25 protein-coding genes and 1 tRNA gene are annotated in these 15,971 nt (G+C 63.2%); 17 read left to right on the forward strand and 9 right to left on the reverse strand.

All coding sequences use genetic code 11. From position 1 onward, the window contains the following. Positions 1 to 7: 7 nt before the first annotated feature. The 3 genes from BLR35_RS07750 to BLR35_RS07760 all read right to left on the reverse strand — a co-directional run bounded on the left by BLR35_RS07750 (position 8) and on the right by BLR35_RS07760 (position 1,684). A complete protein-coding gene (locus BLR35_RS07750; protein ID WP_090380005.1) occupies positions 8 to 1,117 on the reverse strand; it encodes a nitric oxide synthase oxygenase in 1,110 nt (369 codons plus the stop codon). Between the two features lie 121 nt (positions 1,118 to 1,238). Continuing rightward, a complete protein-coding gene (locus BLR35_RS07755; protein ID WP_090380008.1) occupies positions 1,239 to 1,502 on the reverse strand; it encodes a hypothetical protein in 264 nt (87 codons plus the stop codon). Between the two features lie 2 nt (positions 1,503 to 1,504). Next, the gene (locus tag BLR35_RS07760; RefSeq protein WP_090382849.1) at positions 1,505 to 1,684 is read right to left on the reverse strand and encodes a hypothetical protein; all 180 of its coding nucleotides are present in this window, start codon (positions 1,682 to 1,684) and stop codon (positions 1,505 to 1,507) included. Between the two features lie 224 nt (positions 1,685 to 1,908). Between BLR35_RS07760 and BLR35_RS07765 the strand changes: the two genes are divergently transcribed. Next, positions 1,909 to 3,555, forward strand: a complete 1,647-nt coding sequence (locus BLR35_RS07765; RefSeq protein ID WP_090380011.1) for a GTPBP1 family GTP-binding protein — start codon at positions 1,909 to 1,911, stop codon at positions 3,553 to 3,555. On the opposite strand, the gene BLR35_RS07770 is transcribed toward BLR35_RS07765, so the two are convergent. The 6 genes from BLR35_RS07770 to BLR35_RS07795 form a co-directional block, all read right to left on the reverse strand. Then, positions 3,556 to 4,179, reverse strand: coding sequence for an HD domain-containing protein (locus BLR35_RS07770; protein ID WP_211704968.1), 624 nt, complete (start codon positions 4,177 to 4,179; stop codon positions 3,556 to 3,558). After that, on the reverse strand, positions 4,179 to 5,111 hold the full coding sequence (gene mch / locus BLR35_RS07775; protein ID WP_090380015.1) for a methenyltetrahydromethanopterin cyclohydrolase: 933 nt from the start codon (positions 5,109 to 5,111) through the stop codon (positions 4,179 to 4,181). Before mch ends, BLR35_RS07770 begins: the two co-directional genes overlap by 1 nt. Before the next feature lie 67 nt (positions 5,112 to 5,178). After that, entirely contained in the window at positions 5,179 to 5,388 is a 210-nt protein-coding gene (locus BLR35_RS07780; protein WP_090380018.1) for a heavy-metal-associated domain-containing protein, read from the reverse strand. A 213-nt stretch (positions 5,389 to 5,601) separates the two neighbouring features. Further along, positions 5,602 to 5,913, reverse strand: coding sequence for an MTH1187 family thiamine-binding protein (locus BLR35_RS07785; protein WP_090380021.1), 312 nt, complete (start codon positions 5,911 to 5,913; stop codon positions 5,602 to 5,604). A gap of 73 nt (positions 5,914 to 5,986) precedes the next feature. Further along, a complete protein-coding gene (locus BLR35_RS07790) occupies positions 5,987 to 6,322 on the reverse strand; it encodes a HalOD1 output domain-containing protein (RefSeq protein WP_090380024.1) in 336 nt (111 codons plus the stop codon). 444 nt (positions 6,323 to 6,766) lie between these two features. Beyond that, a tRNA-Gly gene (locus BLR35_RS07795) sits at positions 6,767 to 6,837 on the reverse strand. Between the two features lie 297 nt (positions 6,838 to 7,134). Between BLR35_RS07795 and BLR35_RS07800 the strand changes: the two genes are divergently transcribed. Genes BLR35_RS07800 through BLR35_RS07875 form a run of 16 tightly spaced genes read left to right on the forward strand, consistent with a single transcriptional unit; the run spans position 7,135 to position 15,970 of the window. Then, the gene (locus BLR35_RS07800) at positions 7,135 to 8,001 is read left to right on the forward strand and encodes a putative RNA uridine N3 methyltransferase (protein ID WP_090380027.1); all 867 of its coding nucleotides are present in this window, start codon (positions 7,135 to 7,137) and stop codon (positions 7,999 to 8,001) included. A gap of 4 nt (positions 8,002 to 8,005) precedes the next feature. Next, positions 8,006 to 9,025 carry a 50S ribosomal protein L3 gene (locus tag BLR35_RS07805; RefSeq protein ID WP_090380030.1) on the forward strand — a complete coding sequence of 340 codons (1,020 nt, stop codon included), beginning with the start codon at positions 8,006 to 8,008 and terminating at the stop codon, positions 9,023 to 9,025. Positions 9,026 to 9,032: 7 nt separating this feature from the next. Beyond that, positions 9,033 to 9,785, forward strand: a complete 753-nt coding sequence (rpl4p, locus tag BLR35_RS07810; protein WP_090380033.1) for a 50S ribosomal protein L4 — start codon at positions 9,033 to 9,035, stop codon at positions 9,783 to 9,785. Beyond that, entirely contained in the window at positions 9,782 to 10,036 is a 255-nt protein-coding gene (locus tag BLR35_RS07815; protein WP_090380036.1) for a 50S ribosomal protein L23, read from the forward strand. Before rpl4p ends, BLR35_RS07815 begins: the two co-directional genes overlap by 4 nt. A gap of 2 nt (positions 10,037 to 10,038) precedes the next feature. Then, entirely contained in the window at positions 10,039 to 10,761 is a 723-nt protein-coding gene (locus BLR35_RS07820) for a 50S ribosomal protein L2 (RefSeq protein WP_090380040.1), read from the forward strand. After that, positions 10,758 to 11,180, forward strand: a complete 423-nt coding sequence (locus BLR35_RS07825; protein ID WP_090380043.1) for a 30S ribosomal protein S19 — start codon at positions 10,758 to 10,760, stop codon at positions 11,178 to 11,180. The genes BLR35_RS07820 and BLR35_RS07825 overlap by 4 nt, the downstream gene beginning before the upstream one ends. A gap of 7 nt (positions 11,181 to 11,187) precedes the next feature. Then, positions 11,188 to 11,691: a 50S ribosomal protein L22 gene (locus BLR35_RS07830; protein ID WP_090380046.1), complete on the forward strand. Its 504-nt coding sequence runs from the start codon at positions 11,188 to 11,190 to the stop codon at positions 11,689 to 11,691. After that, positions 11,691 to 12,641 carry a 30S ribosomal protein S3 gene (locus tag BLR35_RS07835; RefSeq protein WP_090380049.1) on the forward strand — a complete coding sequence of 317 codons (951 nt, stop codon included), beginning with the start codon at positions 11,691 to 11,693 and terminating at the stop codon, positions 12,639 to 12,641. Before BLR35_RS07830 ends, BLR35_RS07835 begins: the two co-directional genes overlap by 1 nt. After that, positions 12,641 to 12,859, forward strand: coding sequence for a 50S ribosomal protein L29 (gene rpmC, locus BLR35_RS07840; protein WP_090380052.1), 219 nt, complete (start codon positions 12,641 to 12,643; stop codon positions 12,857 to 12,859). Before BLR35_RS07835 ends, rpmC begins: the two co-directional genes overlap by 1 nt. 2 nt (positions 12,860 to 12,861) lie before the next feature. Further along, a complete protein-coding gene (locus tag BLR35_RS07845) occupies positions 12,862 to 13,329 on the forward strand; it encodes a ribonuclease P protein component 1 (RefSeq protein WP_090380054.1) in 468 nt (155 codons plus the stop codon). Then, positions 13,320 to 13,754 (forward strand): 30S ribosomal protein S17, encoded by a 435-nt coding sequence (locus tag BLR35_RS07850; RefSeq protein WP_090380057.1) that lies wholly within the window; start codon positions 13,320 to 13,322, stop codon positions 13,752 to 13,754. Before BLR35_RS07845 ends, BLR35_RS07850 begins: the two co-directional genes overlap by 10 nt. After that, a complete protein-coding gene (locus BLR35_RS07855; RefSeq protein ID WP_090380061.1) occupies positions 13,754 to 14,152 on the forward strand; it encodes a 50S ribosomal protein L14 in 399 nt (132 codons plus the stop codon). Before BLR35_RS07850 ends, BLR35_RS07855 begins: the two co-directional genes overlap by 1 nt. Before the next feature lie 2 nt (positions 14,153 to 14,154). Beyond that, positions 14,155 to 14,526, forward strand: coding sequence for a 50S ribosomal protein L24 (rplX, locus tag BLR35_RS07860; protein WP_090380067.1), 372 nt, complete (start codon positions 14,155 to 14,157; stop codon positions 14,524 to 14,526). Continuing rightward, entirely contained in the window at positions 14,523 to 15,224 is a 702-nt protein-coding gene (locus BLR35_RS07865; protein WP_090380069.1) for a 30S ribosomal protein S4e, read from the forward strand. Before rplX ends, BLR35_RS07865 begins: the two co-directional genes overlap by 4 nt. Further along, positions 15,217 to 15,756: a 50S ribosomal protein L5 gene (locus BLR35_RS07870; RefSeq protein ID WP_090382854.1), complete on the forward strand. Its 540-nt coding sequence runs from the start codon at positions 15,217 to 15,219 to the stop codon at positions 15,754 to 15,756. Before BLR35_RS07865 ends, BLR35_RS07870 begins: the two co-directional genes overlap by 8 nt. Then, on the forward strand, positions 15,749 to 15,970 hold the full coding sequence (locus BLR35_RS07875; RefSeq protein WP_090380072.1) for a 30S ribosomal protein S14: 222 nt from the start codon (positions 15,749 to 15,751) through the stop codon (positions 15,968 to 15,970). The genes BLR35_RS07870 and BLR35_RS07875 overlap by 8 nt, the downstream gene beginning before the upstream one ends. Position 15,971: the final 1 nt, after the last annotated feature.

A 15,971-nucleotide genomic window follows, 5' to 3' on the forward strand; every position in this document is an offset into this window, starting at 1 on the left:
CGACGCCTCACTTCTCGTACGGCACATCCTGATAGAAAAAGTTCGGCGTATCGACCCGGTTGTCGTACGTCTTGTGGAAGATGTGCGTCGACGCCGGCGACACCGGCGGGACGAGCCACGACCAGTCGCCGGTTACCTCCCGATCTGCCTCGTCCTCTCGCCGTTCGAAGGCTTCGAACTGTTCTGCGGCCGTGTGGTGATCGACGATCTTCACGCCCGCCTGCTCGTAGGAGTGGAGTACTGCGCGGTTCAGTTCGACGGTCGCCTCGTCTTTCCACAGCTCGCGGTTTCTCTCGGTGTCCAGCCCGAGTCTGGCTGCGACTTCCGGGAGCATATCGTATCGGTCCTCGTCGGCGAAATTACGGGCAGCGATCTCGGTCGCCATGTACCAGCCGTTGAACGGCGCAGCCGTATACTGGAGACCCCCGATCTCGAGGCGCATGTTCGAGACGACGGGAACGCCGTACCACTGGAGTCCGAGGTCGGCGAACCAGTCGTGGTCCGGATGCTCGATCGGTACCTCGAGAACGAGGTCGTCGGGAACCTCGAACAGTTCCGGCTCCTCGTCGTCTATCTGGACGACGAACGGGAGGACGTCGTAGTCGGTCCACTCTCCCTCCCAACCTCGAGACTGACAGTACTCGGTGAAGGCGAGTTCGTCCGGATCGCCGACGATTCCGTCGTCGGTCTCGTAGCCAGCGTAGCGAATCAGCTGATAGTTCCAGAGACGGACCTGCTGTCTCCCGCGGATCATCGGCCTGAAAACCGTGATAGTCGGACGGACGTCGCCGCCGTTCGTGGCGACCTCGAGGTGACGACACAGCTCCTCGGAGACGCTCTCGGCGTCGTCGGCGTCACGGGCGTCGATCACGTTCAGCGTCTTCCAGAACAGGCGTCCGATACAGCGGTTGCTGTTTCGCCAGGCCATCCGTGCGCCGTGCTCGAGTTCCGCGGGGGTGTGCTCGTAGTGGCCGGATTCGGCGATCGATCGGCGAATCTCGGCGAGTCGCGGTTCGATCTCGTCTTCCCGCTCGAGTTCCGTGTAGCACTCCCGGACGAACGCCTCGGCTTCCGCGTACAGGTCCGTCGGATCGTGCTCCGGCACGGGCGCGTGCATGCTCGAACCGGAGGACTGAGTGGGTTTATCGCCGTCGGTCGACGCATTTGTCACCAGCGCTGTTTCGACGGACGACCGTCACTGGTTGCCTATCAGCCACGAGAACTCTCGTACCGTCTCGCTACCGGCTCTCAGAACGACGATCCGCGTCGACGATTCGGGCGGCCACCCGTCCGTCGACGATCCGACTCACGATCTCGACTGCGACGGGATCGTCGGGCGGCCGCTCCTCGAGTCGGTCGGCTCCCTCGATGACGACGATGTCCAGTGGACTCTCCTCGTTCGGGTGGTCGGCGACGAGCCGGCCGTCTCGCTCCTCGAGGGTACAGTGGACTGTTTCCCCGACGGCGAGAGATTCCGCGAGCAGGTCCCGTATCGACGTCACGGTCAGAAACGGTGGACGTCGACGTCGTCGCGGTCCGGACTCGGCTGTGCCTGTGCAGCACAGTCGGCACAGAGGCCCTTATCGCGCTCGTAGTGCTGGAGACAGGTGAGTGTCCCGCAGTTGCCACACCGCTGCTGGGCCGGCCGGGACTCACAGATCTGGCAGAGACCGCTGACGCTCATACGCTCGGTACGGTCTCGAGCGTCTTGAAACCGGGCCCGGCGTGAACGCTCCAGCGCGAATCCTCGGAACTCGTCGACGAACGCACGAACGAACACCTCGAGGAAACTGACGTTCGGGAGTAGCGACCGTCGAGATGCGAAACATCGGTCTTCGGCCGAGATACTGTGCTAAATGTTGCCATTCTACGAGAAGCCTTTTGCCCTGTGAGTCTCTACCAGTCTCTATGAGCCGTGACCGGGTCCTCCTCGAGCGGGCCCTGGAACGTGGCGAACAGGACGGTGGCAACGTCGAGTTCAAGGAACGACTCTCACGAGACGTCCATCTCGAGGGTGGGCGGCGGGAAAGCCTGGCAGCGCAGTTGCGGCACCGACTGCTGTCGGGCGACGGCGAGGCGACCTACGTGGTCGGCGTCACCGACGACGGCGGCCTGGCCGGAATCGATCCCGATACCTTCTCCGAGACGATGGACGTACTCTCCCTGCTAGCCGAAGAAGCCGACGCACATATCGACGACGTCCAGACGTGGGGCGTGAAGGGCGAGGCGGGAACCGCCTCGGAAACAGGAGCGGCGGAGCCGCGAGAGGGACTCGTCGGTGTCGCTCTCATTCAGGAGGGTAGCGTCTTGGAGACCGACGACGAACACGTCGTGGTCGGGACGGCGGGCCACGTCGACCACGGGAAGAGCACGCTCGTCGGGTCGCTCGTGACGGGCAAGCCGGACGACGGCGACGGTGCCACACGCTCGTTCCTCGACGTCCAGCCACACGAGGTCGAGCGCGGCCTCTCCGCGGACCTCTCCTACGCCGTCTACGGCTTCGACGAGGACGGTCCCGTCCGGGTTCGAAACCCGAACCGCAAGTCCGACCGCGCGGCGGTCGTCGAGGAGGCGGACCGACTGGTCTCGTTCGTCGACACCGTCGGCCACGAGCCCTGGCTGCGGACGACGATCCGCGGACTCGTCGGACAGAAACTCGACTACGGACTGCTCGTGGTGGCAGCCGACGACGGGCCGACCCGCACCACGCGCGAACACCTCGGCGTCCTGCTGGCGACCGACCTTCCCACTATCGTCGCGATCACGAAGACCGACGCGGTCAGCGACGAGCGCGTCGAAGAAGTCGAACGCGAGGTCGAGAGCCTGCTGCGCGACGTCGACAAGTCGCCGCTACGCGTCGCTCGCCACGGCGTCGACGCGGCGGTCGAAGAGATCAGCGAGCGCGTCGTCCCCATCGTCGAGACGAGCGCGATCACGATGGAGGGACTCGACACCTTAGACGTCCTGTTCGACCGGCTGCCGAAGACGTCCCAGGACGACGGCGAGTTCCGGATGTACGTCGACCGCAGCTACTCGGTCACCGGCGTCGGCGCGGTCGCCTCCGGCACCGTCATGTCCGGCGAGGTCGAGGCCGGGGACGAACTCCTGATCGGGCCGACCTCCGACGGCCGCTTCCGAGAGGTCGAAGTGCGCTCGATCGAGATGCACTATCATCGCGTCGACCAGGCCCAAGCCGGCCGAATCGTTGGCATTGCCCTGAAGGGGATCAAGGAAAGCACCATCGAACGGGGCATGGTCCTCCTCCCCCGGGAGGCCGATCCCAACCCCGTCCGTGAGTTCGAGGCCGAAGTGATGGTACTCAACCACCCCACTCGGATCGGCAACGGCTACGAACCGGTCGTCCACCTCGAGACGATCGGCGAGGCCGCTGCCTTCTATCCCGAAGACGGGCGTCTGCTGCCGGGCGATACCGGAAAGACCACCGTCCAGTTCAAGTTCCGACCGTACCTGATCGAGGAGGGCCAGAAGTTCGTCTTCCGCGAGGGGCGGAGTAAAGGGGTCGGTACGGTTACGGACGTCCACCCGATGGAGTAGCTATAGCCGACACTCCCGCCCGATCTCCCGTTCGTACGCCGATTTCATCCACTCGAACGCCTGTTTCCCGAATTCCGTTCGCAGCCGTGGTGCCGCCGTCGCGAAGAACTCGTCCAGATTTTCGTACTCCTCGAAGTGTTCGTTCGTCCCATCCGTCTCGTACCGGCCCTCGCGTTCGTACTTCAGCGCCTGCAGGCAGTTCTCGAGCAGGTCCACGTCCTTGACGAAGCGAGCGGTCGGCGTCTCGCGGGCCTCGTACTCCTCCCAGAGCGATCGTCGCTCCGACTCGAGTCCGAAGGGATCGAGCAACTCGTCTATCGCCTCCCGTTCGGCCTGCTCCTTCTCGGCCGCTGAAATCCGCTCCCGTCCCTGCTCCGCTCGAGTCGGAATATCACCCGTCCGGGCCTCCGCGAGATCATGGACGAGCGCCATCTCGACGGCTCGCTGGCGGTCGACTTCGTCGCTGACGGTCTCGTGGTCGGCATAGAGGAGACAGAGGGTCGCCGTCCCCCAGGTGTGGGCGGCGACGGATTCGGGCTCGTCGACGTCACGCAACTGCCAGCCCGTGCGCCGCTCGTCTTTCAGTTCGAGTAACTCGAGCAGCGACTCGAGTTCGGGGTCCATCAGAGGTCGAACGACTCGATCAACAGGTCCTCGTCGGTTTCCCCGTGAACGTAGGTCGGACCGCCGACCACGTCGACGGTCACCTTCGCGGGGGCAAACAGGTCGGATGGGATCTCGTCGAACTCCCACTCGAGGTCGTCGAACACTGCCTCGAACGGCCGGCCGTGATCCTCGGCAGCCGTCGACGGGATCGAGTCGAAGACGTCGGCGTCCTCGCGAACCGTGAGGTGTGCCGTGCCGCCGTAGGCGATCGCATCGTTCGTGCGCGCGATGGCCGTGGGCTCGTCGTCGGCGACGGGCGCGACCGGCGCTCGACCCGTTACGGAGACGATATCCAGCGGATCGTAGCCCAGTTCGGCAAGCCGGAAGGTCGCGAGTTCGGCCGCGCGCGCGGCGTTCGTGATACTTCCGACGGGGCTCGCAGTCGAATACGCAAGCAGGAAGACGCTGCTCGTCTCGACCTCTGCGAGTTCGGCGACCTGTTCGGCCGCGGATTCGGTCGGTAGCTCGTCGGTCTCGACGGCAAGCGCCGTCAGATCGAACGCGTCCGTGTAGCCGATCCGTCGGAACTCGTCTTCCTCGGCCACGAGCGCGCGTGCGGGACCACTCCCTAGCCCTTCGAAGTCCTCCGTGGTAAGTTCCCAGCCGGCCTTCTGGGAACACAGCAACGAGAGGGCGGGCTGGTCGGTCGTCAGTTCCACGTACGGGATCGGGGCGTCACCGATTTCGCCCAGTTCGTGGCTCGGCGTCGCCATCCCCGCCGTCTGGATCTCGGTCAGTAACAGTCCGGCCTCGACGCCGCCGTCGAACTCGACCCCGAAGTCCAGTACCGTCGCCTCGTTCTCGAGATCGAAGCCGCCGACGTTGAGCTCTTCAGCGTAGTCGAGCGCCTCGTCGACGAGCTCGATCGCCATTCGGTTCAGACTCTCCATACACTCGAGTTCAGCCTCCCGCGTAAAACAGTTTGCCAGTTCTCGTCTGACCCGCGTCCGACCTGTGTCAGACCGCCGGCTCGTAGCCCGCGTTCTCGATCGTGGTACTGATCGTCCCCTCGTCGACGGCGTCCTCGTCGTGTTCGACGCGAACCTCGCCGGAGTCGTGATCCGCAGTCGCCGACGAGACGCCCGACAGCGCCTCGAGTGCGTCGACGACGGTTTCCTCGCAGCCGCCACAGGCCATGCCTTCGACCTCGAGTGTCGTCTGTTCCATACGCGATGAAAGACAGGCGGACGGGTTGAGTGTTCTCCTTTCGGGTCTGCTCGTACGGACCGTTGTAAGTCATCGCCGACGAACACACAGGTGATACGGTTTACTGTCGTCATTTCCGGCGCAACCGCGACCCGGGCGGCGGTTGCGCCGGTACATCGTTACAGCAATCCGTATCAGTCGTAGGTGCGCCGGGAACCGTTCTCGCAGACCGTATCAGTCCCTGTTCGTCGCCGGCCGGCCGAGTTCCGACTCGACGGACTGGACCTTCTCCGCGGCGGTGGTGTCTCTCGACCGTTTGTCGTCGATCTTCAACACCGTACTGACGCGGTCGCCGTCGACGGCTTCGTGGGCTGCCTGGGCCGCCGCGAACAGTTCGCCGACGTCGTCGGCCTCGATCACCGTCCCCATCGGATTCGTCTCGTACGTAACGTCGTACTCCTCTAACGCATCGACTGCCTTGGCAATCTCGCCGCTCATGCTATCCTCGATTACCGGTGCGACGCTCAGTAGTGCAATCACCGTCATGATCGACCCGACGACGGCGAGGCATCTAAAACGAATCCATGCAACCGCTCGAGCACGAACTCGCAAAAAACAGTTACTGTGATCGATCCGACGGCGGGTAGACGATCACGTCACCGTTCGCGTACACGTAGACTTCGTGCTCGAGGGCGGTGAAGGCGATGTGTCCACTCGTCCGGTCGGTCCCGTCGGCTTTCGGGCGGAAGATCCGGTCGAGTGCGTCGGGATCGACGCTGTCGTAGAGGGAGAACTCCCCCTGCGAGACGTCGACGTCCGTGATCGACGACAGCGCGTGGACGATCGTCGTCGTGATCGTCGCAGTGCCGTCGGTATCGTGGTGGAAGACGTACCGTTCGTTCGTCTGATCATACTGGAGGTCCGTGCCGTCTGCGGGTGATTGTTCCGTTTGCATTGCTACACCAGAGTACTCAATCGTCTATTGATCCGTAGTCAGTCACAGCATAAAAGCAAATCGGCTGCCAGAACGATAGACGTTCGTGAATAGATACGCCGACTACTGGTTCATATTTTTGATTGTCGGGGATCGATGGAAGACCGTCCTCGAGTCCAGGCTTGTGGCTGTATTGTCGCTATCTCTCGCGATAAACCGTCGAATACTCGGAAAGGAGAGAGTGAGGGGGTCCGCTGGAATTGCTTCGTTTACGGAGAGTCGAAATTACGTGCTCGAGTTCGTTCAGCTGCGTCCTCGATCGGTGGCTGGGATTTGAACCACGGTCAGACGGTCGCCTCACTTCGTTCGGCGCTGCGACTGACCTGATTCAAATCCAGAAACGATTTCTCCGAACACGGATACTCGCACTGCTACGCAGTGCTCGTGATGTTGTGTTCGGAGAAATGCGCTGGCTGGGATTTGAACCCAGGTTGTGACCATGGCAAGGTCACGTGATACCACTACACTACCAGCGCCCTGCTGCACTTACACCTACTACCGGAGGGATGTATAAGGGTTGCGAATCGAGAGAAGTTAGACACAGTGGAACACGCTGTCTTGCCCCGTACGGCACCCGTCGATATCAAGGAGTAATATCTCCTTATCCATCTCGAGTCAGAAACCGACCGATCACTAATCGAGAGTGTGTGCCCGTTCCACACGAATTCGGGGCTGTGAGGCGTTCACAGCCGTAATCGAATCCGCTATTCTTTTAAGACCCTATCGGCAATACATCGCTACAGTCTAGTGACGCGGCATCGAAGCGTTACGGCATGACCGTCAGCGTGCTCGTGCCGTCGTCGCTCACCCGGGAAGCCGAGGACAAACGCGAGGCAACTCGCAAAATCGGATACGTCGCCCGCGCGGCGACGATCTTCCGGGTGGATCGCCTCGTCGTCTATCCCGATCGGGATGGCGACACGGGGCGATTCGGCGACGGGTTCGTCAGTACCGTTCTGCGGTACGCCGCAACGCCGCCGTACCTCCGCAACGAGGTATGGGGGATGCGAGACGAACTGGAGTACGTCGGCGTTCTGCCGCCGCTCCGCGCCACGTCACAGACCGGCTCCGAATCGAACGGTTCGGGGTCGTCAAGACAAGGGATCGTGACCGAGGTCGGACCTGAAGGGCGCGTCCGGGTCAATTGCGGCTTGCAACACCCAATCTCCCTCAACACACCTCCTGATATGGAGGTCTCCGAGGGGGAACGCGTGACCGTCAGGATCTCTTCGCGACGACCGGTCCGGGCGAAGCTCGTCGACGAGCCTCTTTCGGGGCTTTCAGTCGAGCGGACGGACCTTTCGACAGCTCTCGGCCGTGAGGACGCTGGCGTTCGTATCGCAGCCTCCCGATTCGGTGAACATCTCACCGTCGGGCGGCTCGAGACGCTAGCCGGACGCACCGAGGGCGACGGGATGACCGTCGCCTTCGGCGCGCCCGAGAGAGGGCTGCCGGATATCCTCGGAATCGAGGCGTCTGCCATCCCCTCGGACGACGAGGGAGGCGACGACGGAGTCGAACCCACAGCCGATCCGGGGTTCGACCTCTGGCTAAACACGGTTCCGGACCAGGGAAGCGAGGTCGTGCGAACGGAGGAGGCTCTGTTCGCTACCCTCGCACCCCTCTCACTGAGAGAGTGATAGAATGCCACAAGCAAATACACCACGCAAAGGCTCACTCGGATTCGGCCCACGAAAGCGTGCGACCAGCGAGGTCCCACGCTTCAACTCGTGGCCGGACGACGACGGACAGCCGACGCTCCAGGGCTTCGCGGGCTACAAGGCCGGCATGACCCACGTCGTCATGGTCGACGACCAATCGAACTCGCCGACCGAGGGGATGGAACAGACCGTCCCCGTGACGATCGTGGAGACGCCGCCGATGCGCGCCGTTGCTCTGCGTGCGTACGAAGATACGCCGTACGGACTGAACCCCGTAACCGAGGTCTGGACCGACGAGTTCGTCGACGAACTCGACCGCGTCCTCGACCTCCCCGGCGACGACTACGACACTGACGCCGCTGAAGACGAAATTCGCGGCCTCCTCGAGGAGGGACGCGTCGACGAAGTTCGCGTCATCACGCATACGGTTCCGACCGAGGTTCCCTCGGTCCCCAAGAAGAAACCGGACGTGATGGAGACTCGTGTCGGCGGTGGCTCCGTTCAGGAGCGCGTCGACTTCGGCCTCGAACTGCTCGAGGACGGTGGCGAACACGTCATGAACGACGTGTTCCGCGCCGGCGAGTACGTCGACGCAAGCGGCGTCACGAAAGGTAAGGGTACGCAGGGTCCCGTCAAGCGATGGGGCGTCCAGAAACGAAAGGGCAAGCACGCCCGGCAGGGATGGCGCCGCCGCATCGGGAACCTGGGTCCATGGAACCCGTCCCGCGTCCGGTCGACGGTCCCACAGCAGGGACAGACCGGCTACCATCAGCGGACGGAACTGAACAAGCGCCTCGTCGACATGGGCGACGGCGCAGACGCGACGGTCGACGGCGGCTTCGTCAACTACGGCGAAGTCGACGGCCCGCACGCGTTGATCAAGGGCTCGCTCCCCGGTCCGGAACAGCGGCTCATCCGCTTCCGACCGGCGATCCGACCCGGAGACCAGCCGCGCCTCGACCCCGAGGTCCGGTACGTCTCCACCGCATCCAATCAGGGGTAGATAGCATATGGAAGCAACAGTATACGACCTGGATGGCTCGGACGCGGGCTCGGTCGATCTTCCGGACGTCTTCGAGACGCAGTTTCGTCCGGACCTGATCGGCCGCGCCGTTCGCGCCGCTCAGGCCAACCGGAAACAGGACTACGGTGCCGACGAGTTCGCCGGCAAGCGAACGCCGGCCGAATCGTTCGGTAGTGGCCGCGGGATGGCTCACGTTCCCCGGCAGGATGGACGCGCACGACGCGTTCCCCAGGCCATCAAGGGACGCAAGGCCCACCCGCCGAAGGCCGAGAAGGACTGGACCGAATCGATCAACACCAAAGAGAAGAAGCTGGCCGTCCGCAGCGCCATCGCTGCGACGACCGACGCCGAACTCGTCGCCGAGCGCGGTCACGAGTTCGACGAGGACCTCGAGACGCCCGTCGTCGTCGACGACGAGTTCGAGGACCTGGAGAAGACGAAAGACGTCGTCTCCTTCCTCGAAGGAGCCGGCCTCTACGCGGACGTCGAGCGAGCCGACGAGGGTCGTAGCGTTCGCTCGGGTCGCGGGAAGACCCGTGGGCGCAAGTACAAGACGCCCAAGTCGGTTCTCTTCGTGACCTCGAGCGAGACGGGGCCGTCCCGTGCCGCTCGCAACCTCGCCGGCGCGGACGTCGCGACGGCTGCGGAGGTCAACGCCGAAGATCTCGCACCCGGCGCACAGCCGGGTCGACTGACCGTCTGGACCGAAAGCGCACTCGAGGAGGTGGCAGACCGATGAGTACGATCATCGAACACCCACTGGTGACCGAGAAGGCGATGAACGACATGGACTACGAGAACAAGCTCCAGTTCGTCGTCAACCCTGACGCTACCAAACCCGAGATTCGGGATATCGTCGAGGAGCGCTTCGACGTGACGGTCGACGACATCAACACGCAGGTAACGATGAAGGGCAAGAAGAAAGCAACAGTTCGACTCAGCGAGGACGACGACGCGCAGGAAGTCGCCTCGCGAATCGGGGTGTTCTAACGATGGGACGACGCATCCTCGGACAACGACGCGGACGCGGTACGTCCACGTTCCGTGCCCCGTCGCACCGGTACAAGGCGAAGCTCAACCACAAGAAAGAGGAGGACGACGACGTCGTTCGCGGGACGGTCGTGGACATCGAACACGACCCTGCGCGATCGGCACCAGTCGCCGCCGTCGAGTTCGAAGACGGCGATCAGCGACTCGTCCTCGCTCCCGAGGGCATCGGTGTCGGCGAGGAGCTGCAGGTCGGCGTCTCCGCGGAGATCAAGCCGGGCAACACGCTCCCGCTCGCGGAGATTCCCGAAGGTGTTCCGGTCTGTAACGTCGAGGCGAACCCGGGCGACGGCGGCAAGTTCGCTCGCGCCTCGGGTGTCAACGCGGACCTGATCACCCACGACCGATCGGCTGCGGTCATCCAGCTTCCCAGCGGCGAGGTCAAGCGCCTCGATCCGCAGTGTCGTGCCACCATCGGCGTCGTCGCCGGTGGCGGTCGCACGGAGAAGCCGATGGTCAAGGCAGGCAACAAGTATCACAAGATGAAAGCCCGGGGCACGAAGTGGCCCCGCGTCCGTGGTGTCGCGATGAACGCCGTCGACCACCCGTTCGGTGGTGGCGGCCGTCAGCACCCCGGCAAACCGAAGTCCGTCTCGCGGGACGCCCCGCCGGGACGGAAGGTCGGTGACATCTCCTCGCGCCGAACCGGGCGAGGTGGAAACAAATGAGCCAGGAGTACCGAACCGGCCGTGAAGGTGAGTTCACCTACCGCGGCCACACGCTCGACGAGCTGCAGGATATGGAGCTCGAGGAAGTCGCAGAACTGCTACCCGCACGAAAGCGGCGAAGTATCGAACGCGGTCTCTCCGTCGAGAAGCAGAAGCTTCTCGAGGAAGCCCGCGAGAAAGAAGAGGAGGAAACCGCGAACGCGCCGATCCGGACGCACCTGCGTGATATGCCGGTGCTGCCGGAGTTCGTCGGACTGACCTTCGAAGTGTACAACGGCCAGTCCTTCGAACGCGTCCGCGTCGAACCCGAGATGATCGGACACTACCTCGGTGAGTTCCAGCTGACCCGGACGTCCGTCGAGCACGGACAGGCCGGTATCGGCGCGACTCGCTCCTCGAAGTTCGTCCCACTGAAGTGATCATCGTATGGGAATCAACTACTCAGTCGACGCTGACCCGGACACGACCTCGAAAGCGATGCTCCGGGAGCGTCACATGAGCCACAAGCACAGCAAGGAGGTCGCTCGCGAACTCAAGGGCCGAACCGTCGCGGAGGCCCAGGCGTACCTTCAAGACGTGATCGACGAGGAACAGTCGGTTCCGTTCAAGTCCCACAACGCCGGTGCCGGACACCGCTCCGACATCGACGGCTGGGACGCCGGCAAGTACCCCGAGAAGGTCTCGAAGGCGTTCCTCGATCTGCTCGAGAACGTCGAAGCGAACGCAGACCACCAGGGATTCGACGGTGGATCGATGGAAATCGTCCACGTCGCCGCCCACAAGGTCGGCGAGTCGGTCGGTCGCAAGCCCCGCGCGATGGGGCGGGCGTCCGCCTGGAACACGCCGGAGGTCGACGTCGAAATCGTCGTCGAGGACGTCGACGAGACCGCAACCGAAACTGCCTCCGAGGACGAGGAGGGTGACGAATAATGGCTGACGAACAACAGTTCATCGAAAACGGCCTGCAGCGGTCCCAGATCGACGAGTTCTTCCAGGAAGAACTCGGCCGCGCGGGCTACGGTGGTATGGACGTCGCCAAGACGCCGATGGGAACCCAGATCGTCCTCAAGGCCGAGAAGCCGGGGATGGTCATCGGTAAAGGCGGCGAGAACATCCGGAAGGTCACGACCGCCCTCGAGGAGAAGTTCGACCTCGAGGATCCGCAGGTCGACGTCCAGGAGGTCGACGAACCCGATCTCAACGCACGGATCGTCGCGGACCGCCTGGCTAACGCACTCGAGCGTGGCTGGTACTTCCGGAAAGCCGGTCACACGACGATCGACCGGATCATGGAGTCCGGCGCGCTGGGTGCCGAGATCGTCCTCTCCGGGAAGGTCACGGGCGCTCGCTCGCGCGTCGAGAAGTTCAACCGTGGCTACATCAAGCACAACGGTCAGCCTGCCGAGGAGATCGTCGACGAAGGCCAGGGGACGGCCGTCATGAAGCTCGGGACGATCGGCGTTACGGTCAAGATCATCCCGCCGGAGGCCCAGCTGCCCGACGACTTCGAGGTTCACGAAGACATGGACCCCGAAGAACTCGTTCCCGACGCTGTCGAAGCGAACGAAGGCGTCGAGGAACTCCTCGAGGGCGAACCCGAGGAAGCCGAGGCCGACGAAGCGGACGCCGAAGCGCCGGTCGACGAGGACGCCGAGACCGCAGACGAAGACGACCTCGACGAAGAGGTCGTCGAGGAGGTCATCGAAGAGGAAGTCGAGGCCGACGACGAGGAGTTCGAAGAGGTCGACGTCCCCGGTGAGGACGAAGAGATCGAAGAAGAACTCGAAGAACTCGAGGAAGACGTCGAGGCCGAGGCCGAGGAACTCGTCGAGGAGATGGAAGCCGACGCCGACGACGAAGACGAAGGAGGTGACGCCTGATGGCAATTCTCCACGTCGAAGAGATTCGCGACATGACGGCTGCCGAACGGCAGGAAGAACTCGAGGAACTCGAGACCGAACTGCTGAACCAGAAGTCCGTCCTCGCAGCCGGTGGTGCCCCGGAGAACCCGGGTCGAATCGGCGAGATTAGCCGCACCATCGCACGGATCAAGACGATCCAGACCGAGGAAGGCGACTTCGAAGACGAAGACGAATAACGATGGCACTGACACCCGAGACCCTGCCGCGACACGAACTCAACGGACTGCCGGTCCGCGTCGTCGAGAGTGACGACACTGATCGGGTCGGCATAGCGGGTCGTGTCGTCATCGAGACGACCAGCACGCTCTCTATCGAGGTTCGTGATAACGGCGAGTCTCGGGTCGTGATGGTGCCGAAATCGGGCTCGACCTTCGAGTTCGCGATCACAGATGACGCCGCCGACCTCGAGAAGAGGTCGGGGACCGCGTCCAAACTGGCCGACACTCAACCTGCAGCGGCGGACGATTCGTCTGACGCTGCAGACCGAGCCGGCGGCGATACCGCCGACTGTCGTGGCGACGACCCCGAAGTGGATCGTCGTCACGCTGCTGGCGAGGACGTGGCCTACGTTACGGTCGATGGTTCGCGACTGCTCTCACGACCCGCCCGACGCACGGAAACGAATGGTGACTCACCATGGCAATAGGACTAGACGTTGAAACCCCTCCGGAACCAGAAAACCCGGAGGAATACGACTACGAGAAGTGTCCGTTCTACGGCGAGCTTCCCGTTCGAGGACAGGTCCTCGAGGGAACCGTCGTCTCGACGGACATGGACAAGACCGTGGTCGTCGAGCGAGAGTACGACGTGGCTGTACCGAAGTACGATCGGTACATGAAGCGTCGCTCGCGCATCCCGGCTCACGTGCCGGGCGTGCTCGAGCCGCTCTCGGTCGGTGACACGGTCAAGATCGCAGAGACCCGACCACTGTCGAAGACGAAATCGCACGTGGTCGTCGAAGTAACCGAAGAAGCGACTGCCGAGGACGTCGCAGCACTGACCGGCGAAAGCGAGCCGGAACCACAGCTGTCGGCGGAAGATCTCGGCGGCGACGACGAGGGTGATCAGTGATGGAGGCGATGAAAGCCGACGTCACGCAGGGCCTGAAGAAGGGATCACTCGTCACGTGTGCCGACAACACCGGCGCACGCGAGCTGAAAGTCGTCAGCGTCTCGGGCTACCACGGCACCAAGAACCGCCAGCCGAAGGCGGGTCTCGGTGACAAGGTCACGGTCTCCGTGACCAAGGGTACCCCCGAGATGCGCCGCCAGGTCCTCGAGGCCGTCATCGTTCGCCAGCGGAAGTCGATCCGCCGGCCGGACGGGACGCGACTGAAGTTCGAGGACAACGCGGCGGTCATCATCGACGAGAACGAAGAACCCCGCGGTACGGAGATCAAAGGACCGATCGCTCGTGAAGTCGCAGAGCGATTTGGTGCGATCGCATCCACCGCGACGATGATCGTCTAACTATGAGCAAGCAACCACACAAACAGCGAACGCAGACGGAGCGTGCGCCGCTGCACAAGCGACAGAAGCAGCTCCACGCGACGCTGTCCGACGAACTCCGCGAGGAGTACGACACTCGACGTACCCGCGTCAACGCGGGCGACCGTGTCGAGGTCATGCGTGGCGACCACGCCGGCGAAGAAGGCGAGGTCCTCCGTGCGATCCTCGAGGACGGGACGATCCACGTCGAAGAGGTCACCGTCGAGACGGCAGACGGCGAGGAAGTGCCGCGACCGCTCGACCCGTCGAACGTCCGGATCACGGAACTGGACCTCGAAGACGAGCGTCGCGAAGCACGCCTCGAAGGCGATACAGACGAAGGTGATAGCGAATGACGAAACACCAGAAACGACTGTCAGTCCCGAAGTCCTGGCCGGTCGAACGGAAGACCGAGGTCTTCACGGTCAAAGCCGGCGCAGGTCCCCACGGTGAGGAAGGCGTTCCGCTCGTCGTCCTCCTGCGGGACGTGCTGGGCTACGTGGACTCGAAGAAAGAAGCACGGTATGCTCTCTCCGAGGACGCGATCCTCGTCAACGGAGAGCCGATCAACGACGAACAGCGTCCGATCGGTATCTTCGACATCCTTGCGTTCCCCGGTCGAGAGGAGTACTACCGCGTCTTCCCCGACGAGGGCGGTCGGCTCTCGCTGACCGATATCGACGCGGATTCCGCCGAGAGTCGACTCGGCAAGATCGAGGGCAAACAGCAGGTCTCTGGCGGCGACACCCAGTTGACTCTGCACGACGGAACGAACGTCATCGCCGACGACGACGCCTACAGCACGAACGACTCGATCGTCGTCGACAACGAGGACAAGTCGATCGTCGCCCACTTCCCGTACGAAGAGGGTGCCCTGGTGACGGCTATCCGTGGCAACCACGGTGGCAAGATCGGCGAGATCGAAAACATCGAAGTCACTCCCGGCAGCGGTTCGAACGCCGTCACTATCTCGACCGACGACGGCGAGTTCGAGACCGTCGAGGAGTACGTCGTCGTCATCGACGAGAACTTCACGGGTGATGACGATGAGTGAAGCCAGCGATGCTGACTTCCACGAGATGCGCGAACCGCGCGTCGAGAAGGTCGTCGTCCACATGGGCGTCGGTCAGGGTGGTCGCGAACTCGGCAAGGCCGAGGACATCATCGAAGAGATCACCGATCAGGAGAGCGTCCGTACCCAGGCCAAAAAGACCGAACCCGACTTCGGTATTCGCCAGGGCGACCCGATCGGTACGAAGGTCACCCTCCGCGGCGAGGACGCCGACGAGTTCCTGGCGACGGCGCTTCCGCTCGCCGAACTCTCGGCAAGCCAGTTCGACGATACGGGTAACTTCAGCTTCGGGGTCGAGGAACACACCGAGTTCCCGAGCCAGGAGTACGACCCGAACGTCGGGATCTACGGGCTGGACGTCACCGTCAACCTGGTGCGTCCGGGCTATCGCATCGCCAAGCGCGACAAGGCGACGCGATCGATCCCGTCGAGTCACCGACTCACGCCCGAGGACGCAATCGCGTACCTCGAGTCGACCTTCGACGTAACCGTGGAGGAGTCCGAGGATGAGTGAAAGCGAATCAGAACCAGAGACAGAACCGGAGTCGGAAGCGTCCGAGACCGCAGCCGATCGGACCGGCGAGCACGCTGCAAAGCGTACCGGTCAGATCGAGGAATGTCAGCGCTGTGGTCGCAAACAGGGGCTCGTCGGCAAGTACGACATCAACCTCTGTCGGCAGTGCTTCCGCGAAATCGCCCGCGACATGGGATTCAGGAAGTATCGATAAC

It is taken from the genome of Natronobacterium texcoconense (assembly GCF_900104065.1).
GTDB classification, from domain to species: Archaea; Halobacteriota; Halobacteria; order Halobacteriales; family Natrialbaceae; genus Natronobacterium; species Natronobacterium texcoconense.

What these genes read in the sequence shown, in the direction of transcription:
- BLR35_RS07825 (WP_090380043.1), top strand. Translation starts at nt 10,758, where the DNA reads ATGAGCCAGGAGTACCGAACCGGCCGTGAAGGTGAGTTCACCTACCGC.
- BLR35_RS07750 (WP_090380005.1), bottom strand. Translation starts at nt 1,117, where the DNA reads ATGCACGCGCCCGTGCCGGAGCACGATCCGACGGACCTGTACGCGGAA.
- BLR35_RS07830 (WP_090380046.1), top strand. Translation starts at nt 11,188, where the DNA reads ATGGGAATCAACTACTCAGTCGACGCTGACCCGGACACGACCTCGAAA.
- BLR35_RS07780 (WP_090380018.1), bottom strand. Translation starts at nt 5,388, where the DNA reads ATGGAACAGACGACACTCGAGGTCGAAGGCATGGCCTGTGGCGGCTGC.
- mch (WP_090380015.1), bottom strand. Translation starts at nt 5,111, where the DNA reads ATGGAGAGTCTGAACCGAATGGCGATCGAGCTCGTCGACGAGGCGCTC.
- rpl4p (WP_090380033.1), top strand. Translation starts at nt 9,033, where the DNA reads ATGGAAGCAACAGTATACGACCTGGATGGCTCGGACGCGGGCTCGGTC.
- BLR35_RS07850 (WP_090380057.1), top strand. Translation starts at nt 13,320, where the DNA reads ATGGCAATAGGACTAGACGTTGAAACCCCTCCGGAACCAGAAAACCCG.
- rplX (WP_090380067.1), top strand. Translation starts at nt 14,155, where the DNA reads ATGAGCAAGCAACCACACAAACAGCGAACGCAGACGGAGCGTGCGCCG.
- BLR35_RS07855 (WP_090380061.1), top strand. Translation starts at nt 13,754, where the DNA reads ATGGAGGCGATGAAAGCCGACGTCACGCAGGGCCTGAAGAAGGGATCA.
- BLR35_RS07875 (WP_090380072.1), top strand. Translation starts at nt 15,749, where the DNA reads ATGAGTGAAAGCGAATCAGAACCAGAGACAGAACCGGAGTCGGAAGCG.
- BLR35_RS07770 (WP_211704968.1), bottom strand. Translation starts at nt 4,179, where the DNA reads ATGGACCCCGAACTCGAGTCGCTGCTCGAGTTACTCGAACTGAAAGAC.
- BLR35_RS07790 (WP_090380024.1), bottom strand. Translation starts at nt 6,322, where the DNA reads ATGCAAACGGAACAATCACCCGCAGACGGCACGGACCTCCAGTATGAT.
- BLR35_RS07805 (WP_090380030.1), top strand. Translation starts at nt 8,006, where the DNA reads ATGCCACAAGCAAATACACCACGCAAAGGCTCACTCGGATTCGGCCCA.
- rpmC (WP_090380052.1), top strand. Translation starts at nt 12,641, where the DNA reads ATGGCAATTCTCCACGTCGAAGAGATTCGCGACATGACGGCTGCCGAA.
- BLR35_RS07785 (WP_090380021.1), bottom strand. Translation starts at nt 5,913, where the DNA reads ATGACGGTGATTGCACTACTGAGCGTCGCACCGGTAATCGAGGATAGC.
- BLR35_RS07865 (WP_090380069.1), top strand. Translation starts at nt 14,523, where the DNA reads ATGACGAAACACCAGAAACGACTGTCAGTCCCGAAGTCCTGGCCGGTC.
- BLR35_RS07760 (WP_090382849.1), bottom strand. Translation starts at nt 1,684, where the DNA reads ATGAGCGTCAGCGGTCTCTGCCAGATCTGTGAGTCCCGGCCGGCCCAG.
- BLR35_RS07765 (WP_090380011.1), top strand. Translation starts at nt 1,909, where the DNA reads ATGAGCCGTGACCGGGTCCTCCTCGAGCGGGCCCTGGAACGTGGCGAA.
- BLR35_RS07800 (WP_090380027.1), top strand. Translation starts at nt 7,135, where the DNA reads ATGACCGTCAGCGTGCTCGTGCCGTCGTCGCTCACCCGGGAAGCCGAG.
- BLR35_RS07820 (WP_090380040.1), top strand. Translation starts at nt 10,039, where the DNA reads ATGGGACGACGCATCCTCGGACAACGACGCGGACGCGGTACGTCCACG.
- BLR35_RS07870 (WP_090382854.1), top strand. Translation starts at nt 15,217, where the DNA reads ATGAGTGAAGCCAGCGATGCTGACTTCCACGAGATGCGCGAACCGCGC.
- BLR35_RS07835 (WP_090380049.1), top strand. Translation starts at nt 11,691, where the DNA reads ATGGCTGACGAACAACAGTTCATCGAAAACGGCCTGCAGCGGTCCCAG.
- BLR35_RS07845 (WP_090380054.1), top strand. Translation starts at nt 12,862, where the DNA reads ATGGCACTGACACCCGAGACCCTGCCGCGACACGAACTCAACGGACTG.
- BLR35_RS07815 (WP_090380036.1), top strand. Translation starts at nt 9,782, where the DNA reads ATGAGTACGATCATCGAACACCCACTGGTGACCGAGAAGGCGATGAAC.